Annotated in this window: 10 protein-coding genes and 1 pseudogene; 3 read left to right on the forward strand and 8 right to left on the reverse strand. The window is 45.7% G+C overall.

Features of this window, described 5'->3' with window-relative positions; translation table 11 throughout:
- Nucleotides 1-349 precede the first annotated feature (349 nt).
- Entirely contained in the window at nt 350-2119 is a 1770-nt protein-coding gene (locus tag QUB13_RS22080; protein ID WP_333384790.1) for a DMT family transporter, read from the forward strand.
- Nucleotides 2120-2232: 113 nt separating this feature from the next.
- Here QUB13_RS22080 and QUB13_RS22085 read toward each other — a convergent pair whose 3' ends face one another.
- The 3 genes from QUB13_RS22085 to QUB13_RS22095 all read right to left on the reverse strand — a co-directional run bounded on the left by QUB13_RS22085 (nt 2233) and on the right by QUB13_RS22095 (nt 6945).
- Complete coding sequence (locus QUB13_RS22085) at nt 2233-4263, reverse strand: SUMF1/EgtB/PvdO family nonheme iron enzyme (RefSeq protein WP_442922192.1); 2031 nt, start codon at nt 4261-4263, stop codon at nt 2233-2235.
- A gap of 649 nt (nt 4264-4912) precedes the next feature.
- Nucleotides 4913-5551, reverse strand: a complete 639-nt coding sequence (locus QUB13_RS22090) for a retron system putative HNH endonuclease (protein WP_333384796.1) — start codon at nt 5549-5551, stop codon at nt 4913-4915.
- The gene (locus QUB13_RS22095) at nt 5548-6945 is read right to left on the reverse strand and encodes an AAA family ATPase (RefSeq protein ID WP_333384799.1); all 1398 of its coding nucleotides are present in this window, start codon (nt 6943-6945) and stop codon (nt 5548-5550) included. Before QUB13_RS22095 ends, QUB13_RS22090 begins: the two co-directional genes overlap by 4 nt.
- 318 nt (nt 6946-7263) lie before the next feature.
- Here QUB13_RS22095 and QUB13_RS22100 point away from each other — a divergent pair, with 318 nt between their 5' ends.
- Nucleotides 7264-9774 carry an ATP-binding protein gene (locus QUB13_RS22100; RefSeq protein ID WP_333384802.1) on the forward strand — a complete coding sequence of 837 codons (2511 nt, stop codon included), beginning with the start codon at nt 7264-7266 and terminating at the stop codon, nt 9772-9774.
- 88 nt (nt 9775-9862) lie between these two features.
- Here the strand turns inward: QUB13_RS22100 and QUB13_RS30540 are convergent, their stop codons facing one another.
- From QUB13_RS30540 to QUB13_RS22120, 3 genes are all read right to left on the reverse strand, one after another.
- Nucleotides 9863-10342, reverse strand: coding sequence for an IS1/IS1595 family N-terminal zinc-binding domain-containing protein (locus tag QUB13_RS30540; protein ID WP_442922193.1), 480 nt, complete (start codon nt 10340-10342; stop codon nt 9863-9865).
- A 131-nt stretch (nt 10343-10473) separates the two neighbouring features.
- Nucleotides 10474-10902: an MAPEG family protein gene (locus tag QUB13_RS22115; RefSeq protein WP_333384805.1), complete on the reverse strand. Its 429-nt coding sequence runs from the start codon at nt 10900-10902 to the stop codon at nt 10474-10476.
- A 9-nt stretch (nt 10903-10911) separates the two neighbouring features.
- Nucleotides 10912-11334, reverse strand: coding sequence for a DUF6220 domain-containing protein (locus tag QUB13_RS22120; RefSeq protein WP_333384808.1), 423 nt, complete (start codon nt 11332-11334; stop codon nt 10912-10914).
- Between the two features lie 92 nt (nt 11335-11426).
- On the opposite strand from QUB13_RS22120, the gene QUB13_RS22125 reads away from it, so the two are divergent.
- Nucleotides 11427-12134: a LuxR C-terminal-related transcriptional regulator gene (locus tag QUB13_RS22125; protein WP_333384811.1), complete on the forward strand. Its 708-nt coding sequence runs from the start codon at nt 11427-11429 to the stop codon at nt 12132-12134.
- 62 nt (nt 12135-12196) lie between these two features.
- Here QUB13_RS22125 and QUB13_RS22130 read toward each other — a convergent pair.
- Together QUB13_RS22130 and QUB13_RS22135 are read right to left on the reverse strand one after the other, a co-directional pair.
- A pseudogene (locus tag QUB13_RS22130) lies at nt 12197-12406 on the reverse strand (type II toxin-antitoxin system HicA family toxin).
- A 252-nt stretch (nt 12407-12658) separates the two neighbouring features.
- On the reverse strand, nt 12659-12931 hold the full coding sequence (locus QUB13_RS22135) for a hypothetical protein (protein WP_333384814.1): 273 nt from the start codon (nt 12929-12931) through the stop codon (nt 12659-12661).
- Between the last annotated feature and the right edge of the window lie 15 nt (nt 12932-12946).

Here is a 12946-nt window from a genome sequence, read left to right on the forward strand (position 1 = left end):
TTCTACTGTTGGGCGTCAAAAACTGTCGCTGCCGATTGCGGTCAAAAAATAGAGAAGTGACTGAATCGGGGTTTGGGGCACAACAGCAGCGGCATTCTTTTAGCAAGCTGGTTTCAGATCGGAAAATGACCCAGAGCAATCGGTGTACAGGTCAAGCTGTAGTATGATTTCTAATTGCACAAAGTGTTTTTGGGGCGATCGCAATTTTCTCACATCTTCAACCCAAGCGACTAATATTGATTAAACAGTGTCAGGGATCTTTTACAGAAAATGACTGGAAGTTGGGCTCTACTTTGCAAAAATACTTAAGAACACTGAACGTGCAGTTTAAATTAGAGGTTATAGGCTAATGGCGCAGCGCAACGTATACTCGTCAAAAGACGACCCAGGGGATGCACAATCAGCAGAGGAAGTCCTCCACTCAGTGATTCAGGAACTGGACGCTTTGCACCAAAATGTCAAAGGCCAGTTAAATCAGGACATTACTCGGCTCGAAAGTGAAAAAAATCACCTGATTGACGATATTGAAGACCTCAGAGAGCAATATCGCAAATTGCAGTCCCAGCAAATGGAATCTCTGTCTGGGCGATACATTCAGCAGCAACAATTGTGGCTGAAGCAGTTGGCTCAAGTTTTGGCTCACAATTTGCAGGATTTGTTGGTGCAGCGGTTCAGCGAACTCAGCGCTAACTCGGGACATTCTCTCAGCAGCCCCATTCCCAGCGGCGAATTCCCGATACCGATGCCGCCGAGCAACTACGACGAACGGGCCTCGGAGTTGCTGGCGGCGCTGGATCAAAGGATCGATCGCAGTTTCCAGATGCTCGAACAAGATTTGAGCAGCTATGAAAGCGAGCTTTCCATGCGGCTCAATAATATGCAAACCCTAGAGCGGCAAGGGGAAGAGCTGTTACAAAATCTTGTAAACCGCATCAGGGAAGAACTCGAACAAGAAGAAGAAGAATATCTTGACAATCCTTTCGATGCTAGAGATTCCTATCCCGAAGTATCAGCTAATTCTGTCCGCCCGCCAGCTATAGCGCCAACACCTGTGGATGCGCCGCGGGACTCTGTGCCGCAGCCTTCTTCAGGTTCTGCTGCAATTGCTCAAGCAGGTTCTCAAGTGCAAGCAGGTTTGATTCTGGCTTTGTCTTCGGCGGTGGTATTGTCGCTGTTTAATGTTTGTTTGAGAATTTTGATTAAAAGCAGAAATCCTCGGATGATTTTTGGCTTGTTTGAAGTTCCGGGGGTTGTAACTCCTGGTTTTGGCAATTCTTTGTTGATTTTGTTGATGCGGCTGATCGTGGTGATGGCTTTGATGCCAATATTGGCAACTTTTCTGTATCCTTCTGTGTGGAAAGATATTAGGCGGTTGTTCCAGTCGGGCGATCGGGCTTTGTGGAGCAAGGTTTTAGGAAGCGCATTTTTTCTGTTTTTGTCTCAGGTTTTGATTTATTTGGCGATCGGCAATATTCCGGCGGGGATTGCGATTACGATTTTCTTTATTTACCCGATCGTCACCGTACTCGGTTCTTGGATCTTGTTTGGCGCTCGCCCAAGCACGATCGGCTTTTTGGCAATCTGCGGAATTACCGCAGGTTTGATTTTAGCCGGCTGGCCGAGTTTTGCAGCGCCACCTCCCGGCGGCGGCAATGTCGGGGTGGGAGTCGCCGCGGCACTCGGTGCTGGCATTACCTTTGCAGGTTACGTATTGCTGACGCAAATGGCCGCGGGCAAGCTGCACCCGATTCCTTTTAGTTTAGTTAATTTCGCCACGATTTTTGTATTTTCCGCCCTGAGTTTGTGGGTGCCGCTCTCGGAAAATTTAGCTCCTAAAATCGACCCAAATGTATGGCCCGGTTTGATTTTTGGAGGCGTTGTTTTAGGGGTGCTGACGCTGTTTAGCTATCTTTTGAACAATTTTGCTATCCGGTTTGCCGGGGCAGCCTTAGCCTCCGTAATTGGCACTTTGGGGCCGGCGATGACCGCACTCTTCGGGTTTGTCATTATCAATGAGAAGTTACAGCCTTTGGCAATTATTGGCATGGCTGTAGTGACATTGAGCGTGGCTGCTATGAGTGTAGAACGCATGGTGGCTCCTCAGAAGAAGGCTAGTTAAGCTAAGGTAGAAACTGGTGTTTGTAGTTCGGACTTTAGTCGTAGGATTTTAAGGATTAAAGTCCGAACTATCGAACTTGTTTTAGGGTGTTTAAAATAGAAGCCAACACAATATCAAACAACAGAAACAACCACACGAAAACCCACAATACTAGCCTTACAATCCGGCTGATATCGAAGCCGGCACGCGCTGCGACAATTCGGAGGGCGATCGTTCCAAGAACCCCCCCGCAATAACCTCAGCGAATAGTCGCCGCCAGACACCCAAACACTGCCATCAACAGGCGCACCTTTATAATTACTGTGCCAAGCATCCGCGCACCATTCCCATACATTGCCGTGGAAATCGTACAATCCGAAAGCATTGGGTTTAAAACTGCCAACATCTGTCGTTTGAAATCGATAAACTCCCTTCGGCGCATCAGCCTCATTAGCATTTCCGTTATAATTTGCTAACTCGCTGGTAATCGTTTCCCCAAAGTGAAACGCCGTCATAGTTTGCCCCCGGCAAGCATATTCCCATTGCGCCTCGCTAGGCAAGCTATACTTCTTACCAGTTTTGCGAGAAAGTCTAGCGCAAAACTCCACCGCTTCGTACCAAGATACATTTTCGATCGGTCGATTTACACCTTTAAAACGGGAAGGCTCAGGATTGAGAAACATTTTAATTTCCGGCAGTGCTGCCACTGCTGTCCATTGCGACTGAGTGACTGGAAATTTACCAATATAGAAAGCAGCTAAAGTTACTGAGTGCTGCGGTTTTTCGTCGCTGTCACCCCGATCTTTTTGGCTGCCCATCAGGAAAGTACCGCCAGGAACAGATACCATTTCCATGACTGTACCGCTGCCGATATGTTCTTCAAAAAAACGCGCTCTGCGGCTGTTAATATTAGTTTGCTGTCCGCGATTGTCTACTGTCACTACCTGAAATTCAAAGGTGCTTTTGACATTAGCAATACTTTGTGTTACTTTGCTCCGAGGCGGAGTGGTGTGGGATTTTCCACTCGGATTAACAGAGATATTGCTGTTTATTTGTCGGCTTCGCTGGCTCTGACTATTGAGAGCAAGTTGTTCAATCTCGTTCAAATAAGCATTGAACGGAGGTAGGGCTACCTTGGGCTGAGCATAATTTAAAGTATGTTGTCCGCCATTACCACAGTCAGGTGGGGGAGGTAGAGAATAGAGATTTAAAGCTTTGATTACTTCATCAGCAGATTGATATCTATTTTTGAGATAATCTTGAATTAATTTATCTAAAATTATTGCTAATTCGCTGCTGATTTTTGTGCCTGCTGGTAAGCGTTCTCTCCAAATCCAGCCGCCGTTAATCGGGTCGTAAAGGTCATCGAAACCGTCAACTTGTGGCAAACATTTAGTTAGCAGTCTGAGACAAGTTATCCCCAAACTATACAAATCGCTTCCGGGGAAAACTTGACCCCGCATTTGTTCTACCGGGGAATATCCGGGCGTTCCTACGGTGGTGCCGACTTTGCTTAGATGGGAACCCGTAACTTGTTTGGAAACGCCGAAATCAATCAAAACTAACTCTCCCCGCCCTCCTCTGCGGAAAGCCGAATTGCGAAAATTTGCAGACTTGGGCGCGGATGAGCTAACAGAGGTGCGGCGGCGGATGATATTCTCAAGTTTGATGTCTCGATGAATGACATGGCGATCGTGCACAAATTTCAGAATCGGTAAAATATCTGCCAGCAACTGCCAAATTTTTTCTTCGTTAAAAGCGCCCTGCTGAGTTAATTCAGCCAGTAAATTTTGCCCTTCAATCAATTCTTGTACTAAATAAAGCCGCGCATCTTGTTCAAAATAAGCAATTAATCGAGGGATTTGGGGATGTTCGCCGAGTTCGTAAAGTCGTTTCGCTTCTTGCTTAAACAGTTCTGTAGCCTTTTGAAGTGCTGATGTTCCCTGAACTTGGGGCACAAACTGCTTGATGACGCACGGATCGTCCAGGCGATCAATATCTACCGCTTCATAAGTTCTGCCAAATCCTCCTTCGCCCAACAGTCCAATCACGCGGTAGCGGTTTCTGAAGAGAGGTGTGAGGTCTGATTCACCGCAACTTTGACAAAATTTAGAGTTGTCGGGATTGAAAGGATTAGAGCACCTTGGATTTGAGCAGTAGAACATATCTGGGAAGAAATGATCTGGTTAAGATAATGATATATCTTTTCGGGTTCCTCATGGAGCCGTAAAAATTTGTAAAAGATTATCATATATCTTTTATGCCTGCTCGGGCAGCGATCGCAATTTGTCAACTGTCCTTTGTCCTTTATTCAAAATTAACGTTTCAGGCGGGCAGAATGTTAAGCTTTATGGCGGGCAGGATGCCTAACCCCTACTCCCCACAAGAGTTATGAGAAATCGATTTGAAAGTAAAAAATATTAGGTCGATCGACCTATTTTCGCAACGCACTCACTGCAATTAGCAACCAACTTGACCCGCAGCTTATAATTTGAGGGATGCCTGACAAAATGTTCGTTGATATTTGGATTGCCATCTGGTACATATTCATTACGATCGTTCAGAATCTGTATCGACTCATCTAGAGGCGTACCTTATGTTACTGAGAACTGCTATAGTTTCAGTCTAATCATTCTCATCAAACACAAGAAAATTTCTTTAACATTCTGCAACGATTTGGCAAAGCCAACGTGTAGCATCTGTTTTGTCTCTCCCTCGGTGCCATGCTGACAGAAGGATGCGTCCTCCTCCCTCTAATGGCGATCGGTTCTGGGAGGACATCTTCGATCGCATTTTGAAAAGTTCATTCAGAAGTTATTTTGATTTCATTTTCGCAATCTTTTTACGAAGATAATAAACAACAACCTGACAAAATGGCTCTAGTTCTCCTCCATTATCGCCATTCCACTTGCGTAGTTCTTTTCGTATATCTGCATCAGAGGGTTGTTTTTGAATCAATCCTTTGCGAAAGGCTTTTAATACTGCTTGACGATTACCAACCAACGCCTTTTCATTCAAATTCAAGACTTCATTGATTTCTTTATCGAATTGGCGATCATTTGATACAACTTTACCGTCTGCCAAGAAACGTATTTTACCTTCGACGTTATGAGATGGATCGGCAGGGTTAAAAGTTAGATCGAGATTTCCTTTTTTTGTGTCACAGTGCTGTTTATCTTTCTTTTGCCCTTCTCCTCCTCGACAAGCCCCAAGGAGATTATTGTATTCTAGCTGTCTCTGAGGGTATATATCTTGGCTTTGCCAGTGTTCAATTTTCATGTTTTCTGAGTCAGGACGAATCCGTCGCATACAGTAACAGCAAATTCCTCTTTGCTCGCTCACCAGACTTGCTCTCAGGTCATCTTTTTCGGCATAGTTATCATAGTCACTATTTGTATTGCACCGATGCTGTGTCAACGAGGTTGGTTCGGTCTTTTTCTGGATGTTTTTCATTCATTACCTTCTAAGAATTTAATCAGCGATCGAGCTTGAGTAATCTCAGGAGCTTGGTGTCCAATTTTTTCAACAAGGGGCATCATAGCTTGACGTGCGCCATCAAAATTTTCATCATCAATTAGTCTAAAAAGAGCGTGAAGCTTGTCTGCTACCTCTTGATTACGTTCTGACGCTCCCATCTGCTCCTCTAGTATTCGGTTGGCATCAAGACCATAAGATTCTAAGGGAATTGTAGAAATAACTTTGCCAGTTTCTTCATCACGTTCGAGGCTTCTAATACAGCTTGCTTCGACTTCACCAATAACAAGCGGCGAATGGGAAGTGCAAACAAACTGGATTGAGGGGAAGGTTTTGGTGAGGTCATCTACGACTTGACGTTGCCATTTCGGATGGAGATGTACATCTATTTCATCAATTAAGACTAGCCCTGGTGTTTCTTGCAAAATCAGAGGCAATTTTTGACTAGATATATCTTCTGATTTTTCGGTTAGGAAAGAGGCATTTTGAGTAACGATTTTGATGGCAATATCGGCAATTAGACCTACCATCATTTTTTGACCGGCACTAAGGTTACTAAAGGGTTGGGGGTTGCCTTGGATAGAAACAACAATTTCCGATCGCTCGGGGTCAAACCATAGGTCATTTGCATTGGGAATACAACGCAAAATAGCCAACTTTACGACCTTGTAACCAGGGCGCATTTGTCCCTGTCGATTGACCGAAGCGATCGCTTCTTTCTGAAACCAAGTATGGAGATCGGCGATTCTAATCCGTTCTTCAAAGCAGTCATAGAAGGCATCCCAACGGCGGGCGGGGCTGGTGTGGGTAGTGGCTTTGGGGTCGCGTTGGTTGGAGGGTAGCCAAGCTCGACCTGCTCCGTAGTAGGCGATGATGGGTAGCCAAATTTTTTCGCCTTCTTCAACCTGTTGAAATAAAGTGGAGATAATTTCTAGAGCTTGTTTGGCTGTGTTGGAGGTTCTAGAGCCGTTAGTTTTGATTTGTCTGAGCCATTGGACTGGCTGACTGTTAATCGTGCCGATCGCTTTAATCTGGACGGGTTTTCGTTCTATAAATTGGGTGATGGTGTCGGATTCGATCGCTTCTAAGCGAATTTCTGAGGGAAGAATGTTACGGCGGCTATTGTTGAGGGTTGTGTCGGGGGAGTTGACCAGCCAAATTCCAGCCGCGATCGCCAAAGCATCGAGGATCGTCGTTTTACCTGTGCCATTGTCCCCAACTAGCAAGGTAAATTGGGGATGCAAGTCAAGGGTATAGTCTGAAAATTTCTTGAAGTTTGCGATTTCTACTCGGTCAATTCTCATGCTAATGTCCCACTGTCGATCGGTATTCAGCTTGTAATTTGTAGCATAGAAATCATCGTAGTACGACACCAACAGCTTTAATTATAGGATATCTATATGTCTCACAAAAAAGAACGATCGGACTAGAAACTAAGAGAGCGATCCTCTTCGAGGGCAACGCTTACGCACGCTCATTGAAAAGCGATCGACCCACTGGTAATTTTGAAGTATTGGGTATTGAGTATTGCGATCGCTAGCAACCTTAACTGATTACGCCTCAATCTTTCACCGCTACATTAGATCGAGCTGACAATTTTGGGCCCGAGAAGGAAACACTAGGTAGGGTTTTTTTTCTGGGCTGTGGAAATTACACTTGTATCACAATAGGATTACTTTTATCTGCTTGTTATGGAAATAGATCGTGTGCCATTTCTGAATCGCCTCCGGCGCACAATGTCCTCTGCGGAAGCTTGGGGGTTTAGTGTGGTTGGATATCTGATGTGGTTTACCTTAGCGCCGTCGATGCAAGCAGAAATTGGCTCGGCATCGCTGTTGGTCTGGATTCCTGGTGTGATCGTCGGAATTCTGTTTAACCTTCAAGTTCAGAGTTTGGGTGAGAAATATCCAGATATATCTGGGGGAACACCCAATTACATCACGCGACTGCTCGATCGTTACCCTGCCCTTTCCCGCTACTTGGGGATTGCCTACTTCTTGGGGTGGGTTTCCTTTCCGGCCATTAATGCGATCGTCATCACAGATTTGATCCAATTCCATTTAGAACCGATGGGGCTGAATATTCCAGAAAAAGTGTTTGAGATCGGTTTTACTGCGATCGCTTACTTTTTAGCATTCAGTGGCACCCGCGCCGTCGCCATTCTGCACCTCTTTTTTGTCTTTCCTTCGATCGGCTTTTTACTCCTCTTCTGCGTTCAGGGTTTAGGCTGGCTTGCCTTTGCGCCCCAAAGCCCCGGACTCTTGCCCAGCAGCATTGATGCCATCAGTGTCCAGGACTGGCTGAAATGGTACTTGTTTGCCGCTTATAGCTTCTATGGCTGTGACACAGCTTCATCCTTTGTAGCAGACAGTCTCCACCCAAAAGACACCCTCAAGGCCCTGTCTTGGGTTGCCTGGTTCATGCCTCTGGTGTTTGTCGGTGGCACTTTAGTGTTGGTGCAGTTGGCAACCGCTTCCGGTTTAGAAGGCAATTTGTACGGCAATTTCTTGGTGGCTGCCAAGCCTTTCTGGGGAGACGCTGCCCCTGTCATAGTCACTTTGCTGGTTGCTGCTAGCTGTTTGTTGGGATCTGCGACTAGCGTTTGCAATACGCCCCGCATCCTTTTCCAACTCGCGCAGGATGGGCTGTTGTCTCCAGTGTTTGGTGCAGTGTCCCGTCGGGGTTCCCTAGAACCCGCCCTGCTGCTAACCTTTATCTGTAGTTTAGGATTTTTAGTCTGGGGCAACACCACTCGAATTGTCGTGGTGTCAGGGGTGAGTTTTTTCATTTCTATCATGGGGTTCCACTTGGGGCTGTGGATGCAGCGCAACGATCCAGTCGTGCGTTGGGGGCGACTATCCTTAGCATTACTGGTGGTGGAGTTCATTTCCCTGGTGGTGGGTGGTGTTGCCTGGGGATGGATGAATTTTGGTCTCGGATTGCTGTTGCCGTTAGTAGTGATCGCGATCGACGCGGCAATTCGGCGGATTCCTTGGGCACCTTTACACTTACCGTGGTGGGATCGACTCCATGCCAAGCCAGTAACTCCTCCTAAAAACGAAGATTTTATAGTGTTTCAGGTTGCAATGTTGATCGCGCTGATTTGTGGTACAGCGACAATCAGTTGGCTGATCAGATCCTGGCTGCGGTTAGAAGCCGGAACCAAAAATCCCTATCTGCTGATTATTGTGTTGATGACGCTGGCATTTGTGGGGGTGGCAATTGCTTGCTGGACAAGTCTGCCCCAGGTTGCTGCGATCGAAGAACTAGCAATCTCCTCGACGGCACAAGCTAAAGAACTGGAGACGACGCTCAACGAACTGCAAAAAGCTCAGATGCAAGTTATCCAAAGCGAAAAAATGTCTAGCTTGGGACAATTGGTTGCGGGAATTGCCCATGAAATCAATAACCCGGTCAACTTCATCCACGGTAATCTCACCCACCTGGACGAATACACCCAAGATCTGCTGCGGATGATCGAACTCTATCAACAGCGGCATCCCAGCAACGATCCAGACGTGCAAGCAATGGCAGAGGAAATTGATTTGGAATTCCTCACAGAAGATATCCAAAAGATGATCTCATCTATGAAGGTAGGCACCGATCGAATTCGCAGTATTGTTCTCTCGTTGCGAAACTTTTCTCGTATGGATGAAGCAGACTTCAAAGATGTTGATATTCATGAGGGAATTGAAAGTACATTGCTGATTTTGCAACACCGGCTCAAAGATCAACCAGAGTGTCCAGGTGTGGTAGTAATCAAAGACTATGGCACTTTGCCGAAGGTGGAATGTTTCCCCGGACAACTCAATCAGGTATTCATGAATATTTTGGTCAATGCCCTGGATGCCCTAGATGAGATGAATACCAAACGCTCCTATCAGGAGCTTAAAGATACCCCAAACCAGATTACGATTCGGACTTCTGCGATCGACAATCAATGGGTGGAGGTGGCGATCGCTGATAACGGAATCGGTATGCCAGACCCAGTGAAGCAGCGCATTTTTGACCCCTTTTTCACCACCAAACCCATCGGGAAAGGTACGGGTTTGGGGATGTCGATTAGTTATCAAATCATTACTGAAAAACATCGCGGTAAAATCAAGTGTTTTTCTGAACTTGGATCTGGCACTGAGTTTCTGATTCAGATCCCGATTCGGCAATCGATTATTTCATCATTCCAGATTGCTGCTGAATTTTAACCAATTCGCGTTTTGTGCAGCCCTCAAACAAGTTGAGGCATCACAATTATTAATTAATAGATATGGGTATCAATATGTGGCTCGATACTCACATCCGATCGACCAAATTCATTTTCAACATAACCGATCGCTGGGAATTATCGACAAACTGTTTGCCACATTCCTGACAGCGATAGCACTGCTTCCCCCGTCGATAACCGTTTTTGGACAACTGCTCAGATTGACAATGAGGACATTTCATTACTTTCATTACATCGCTCAACCTACCTTCCCCCACATATGGCTCTAAATACGACACCAACAAATCCTCAATCTGCTGTACCAGTTGTTGGCGGTGCTGTCGATCCCGGTTGCGAAGTGCCGACAGAATGACAGCATTACTGCTGTGAACGCAAACCTCCGCTAACAGGCTGCATTGCGCCTCCCCCAAGCTGGGATTTCTTTGCTTCAAAAGACTCGCCATAAAGTCGATCGCTTCCTGGGTCATACTTTCATCGATCGACTGGAAAATCTCGCGTGCTATATAAAACTGCACGAACAGCACCCGCGATACTGGCTGTTCAAACATCTCAGCAGCAGTGAAAAGGGCAATGTTAGGGAGCCTAATCTTTCAAGGTAGACAGTGAAGATGCCTTCAGCGTCATCCCAAGCCAATAGCTTAAGCAGTCAAATTGAGAAGAAAATACGGTAATAGCATACCTACGTGCCAAAGTGGATAAGTGCTGCGCGGAGCGCGATGAACCACACCGCAAGCGTGGAAAATAAATAGAGGTAGAACCGAAGGATGATGAGATTGAACGTGCAATGGACAGCACTGTGCAATGCGCGAAACACAACGAATACCCAGGCGGCGTTTACATACACTGCATCCACCTGCTTTGTGATGAACAGATATAGGACAAGCGCATAAAAAATTATCGGAATCTCGAACAGGTTTTTTAGATTATCTGATGGATTGGATACGCTTGCTGGCGAAATTTGTGCCAGTGCGCCCGGGACAGCAAAATCTTTTTGGCTGAGCTTTTTACTGGTGATAAAACTAATCCGGCGGATGTACATATACACCCAGACTAAGAGTGTTATAAACACTGTTGCAAAGAAGGGACTGAAGATTGCATCTTGCGTCATTTATACCTCTCAAATTTGATTTTTGTGATAGTTGCTGGACGATAAAGTGCGCGATAGGTGATGTACAAGGCTGGAAGAAACATAGAGCAACGTAAATCCAATCAGAGGATGCAGTATTTCTAGGTGAAGAGGACTCTTGAGATGAATGCTGGCAAATTGCAGTCCCAGCAGCACCGGTAGACTTGCGGCGAGATGCCGTATTCTGCGCGAGAAGGGAGCTATCAACGCCCATCCCAGCAATACTAATGACAGTCCGCCATAACCTCGCACTAGCCAAACATGAATATTCCACCATCCAGGATTGTTGAAGTAGGCAACTCCAACTGTTAATAACTGAGAAATCAAGCAGAGATTAAAGATGATTGAAGTCGTGTAAAAGCCGATCGCCATCCAACGTGCAGGAGCGCGATCGATTTCCAAAGCTGTTGTCATGTCAAGTTGTTTTTGAGACTATAAGGGTAATATAATTTGAGTATTGCAATGCTTCTAGACCTCGATCGGGTACTCTTTTTGCCACCATGACCATGAAAAGTCCCTTACAGCTTTTATTTGAAGCGATCGACCAGGTGAAGGACGAACAAGATTTGCGATCGCAAGTCGTGCCCAAAATCGGCGAGTATTTTGCAGCTAAGCGATCGGGAATCTTCTTTTTCGATCGACTTCCCTCACTAGATAGCAATCTTCAGAAAACTTTGAAAGTTGCGCTATCGATCGAACACAATCCTCTGGCGCGTTATTTAGTGGAGCGTCACGCTCCCGTGCACGAAGCATTGGTGACATCACCCAAGGTTTGGACAATGATTTGTCCCCGCCCCGATCATTGGCACGTCATGGCGGGCCCGATCGTCAATCGCGGTCAATTAGCGGGTGTAGTGGGTTGTACCCGCGAACAGTCAATGTTTGCCTTCGATACACAAAATTTAGCCGATTTGAGTGCGATCTGTTTGCATTTGTCTGTTTGGGCTGCAACAGTGCGATTTCAACACCAACCTTTCAAGAGCGATCGATTAACGTCTCGTGAATTGGAAATTGCCGAATTGGTTGCTTTAGGACGAACAAACGCACAAATCGGGAAGGAAATTTGGATTACTGAGAATTCGGTGAAACAAGCTTTGAAACGAATGTTTCGCAAGCTTGAGGTTTCGTCTCGTGCCGAAATGGTGGCACAGCTTTCGGCTACAAAATACCATTTGTCAAGTGTCAAAAAGAATGCACTTTTGGCAGAACAATAACGCTAGAAACTAAAAGAGCGATCCTCTTCGAGGGCTTCGCTAACGCACCGAATGGAAGGCTGTCATTGCACATCTTCCTCCGCAATCCCAGCATCCTTGAGAATACTTCTTAAGGTTCCAGTAGGTAAGTCTCTATTGCTATGCACAGGAATAGAGAGAATAACTGCAACCTCCTATTTCGCGTAGATATGATGGCTACCAGTGATTCTTTTTAGCTCCCAACCATATCGCTCAACGATTTTGCAGAGTGCTTTGCCAGAAACAGATTTCATAGAGATAACTCAATTAACTGTTTATCGGGTGCAAGTTCATTTTGTTGGCTGGCGACTTCAAGCCAACCCTGAACAGCATCTTCAAGCATCTCTAACAACTACTGTTCATAACTCTCTCCCCATGTGTGACAACCTGGAAGTGCTGGAACCGAGCCGCACCATACGCCATCTTCTTGCCAGATAATCGCTTTAATCTTCATGAGCAATCTCTAATAGCTATATATCCGATCAATATGAATATGATACCAGAAATCACTTGTTGAAACGCTCCATTACACCACCCAACGAAGCAGCCACATTGTAACCAATACGAATGCCAAAAAGTCGAGCATACGGATGCTTTGCCATCAGACTACCTGCGGCTTTTAGCCCAGTTTTATCAACTTCGTAGTCACCTGTTTCTATATCAATGATGACCATCTTGCCAATATTCTCTTCTAATTCAATTTTTTGGCGGATGGTGCTCTCATACAAATGTTTCGCACGACGAGCGACTTCTTCACGACTCAAAAGGATTGTTTGCATACATTCCCTCTTTTT

The sequence above is a fragment of the Microcoleus sp. B4-D4 genome, assembly GCF_036705185.1.
In the GTDB taxonomy this organism is placed as follows: domain Bacteria; phylum Cyanobacteriota; class Cyanobacteriia; order Cyanobacteriales; family Microcoleaceae; genus Microcoleus.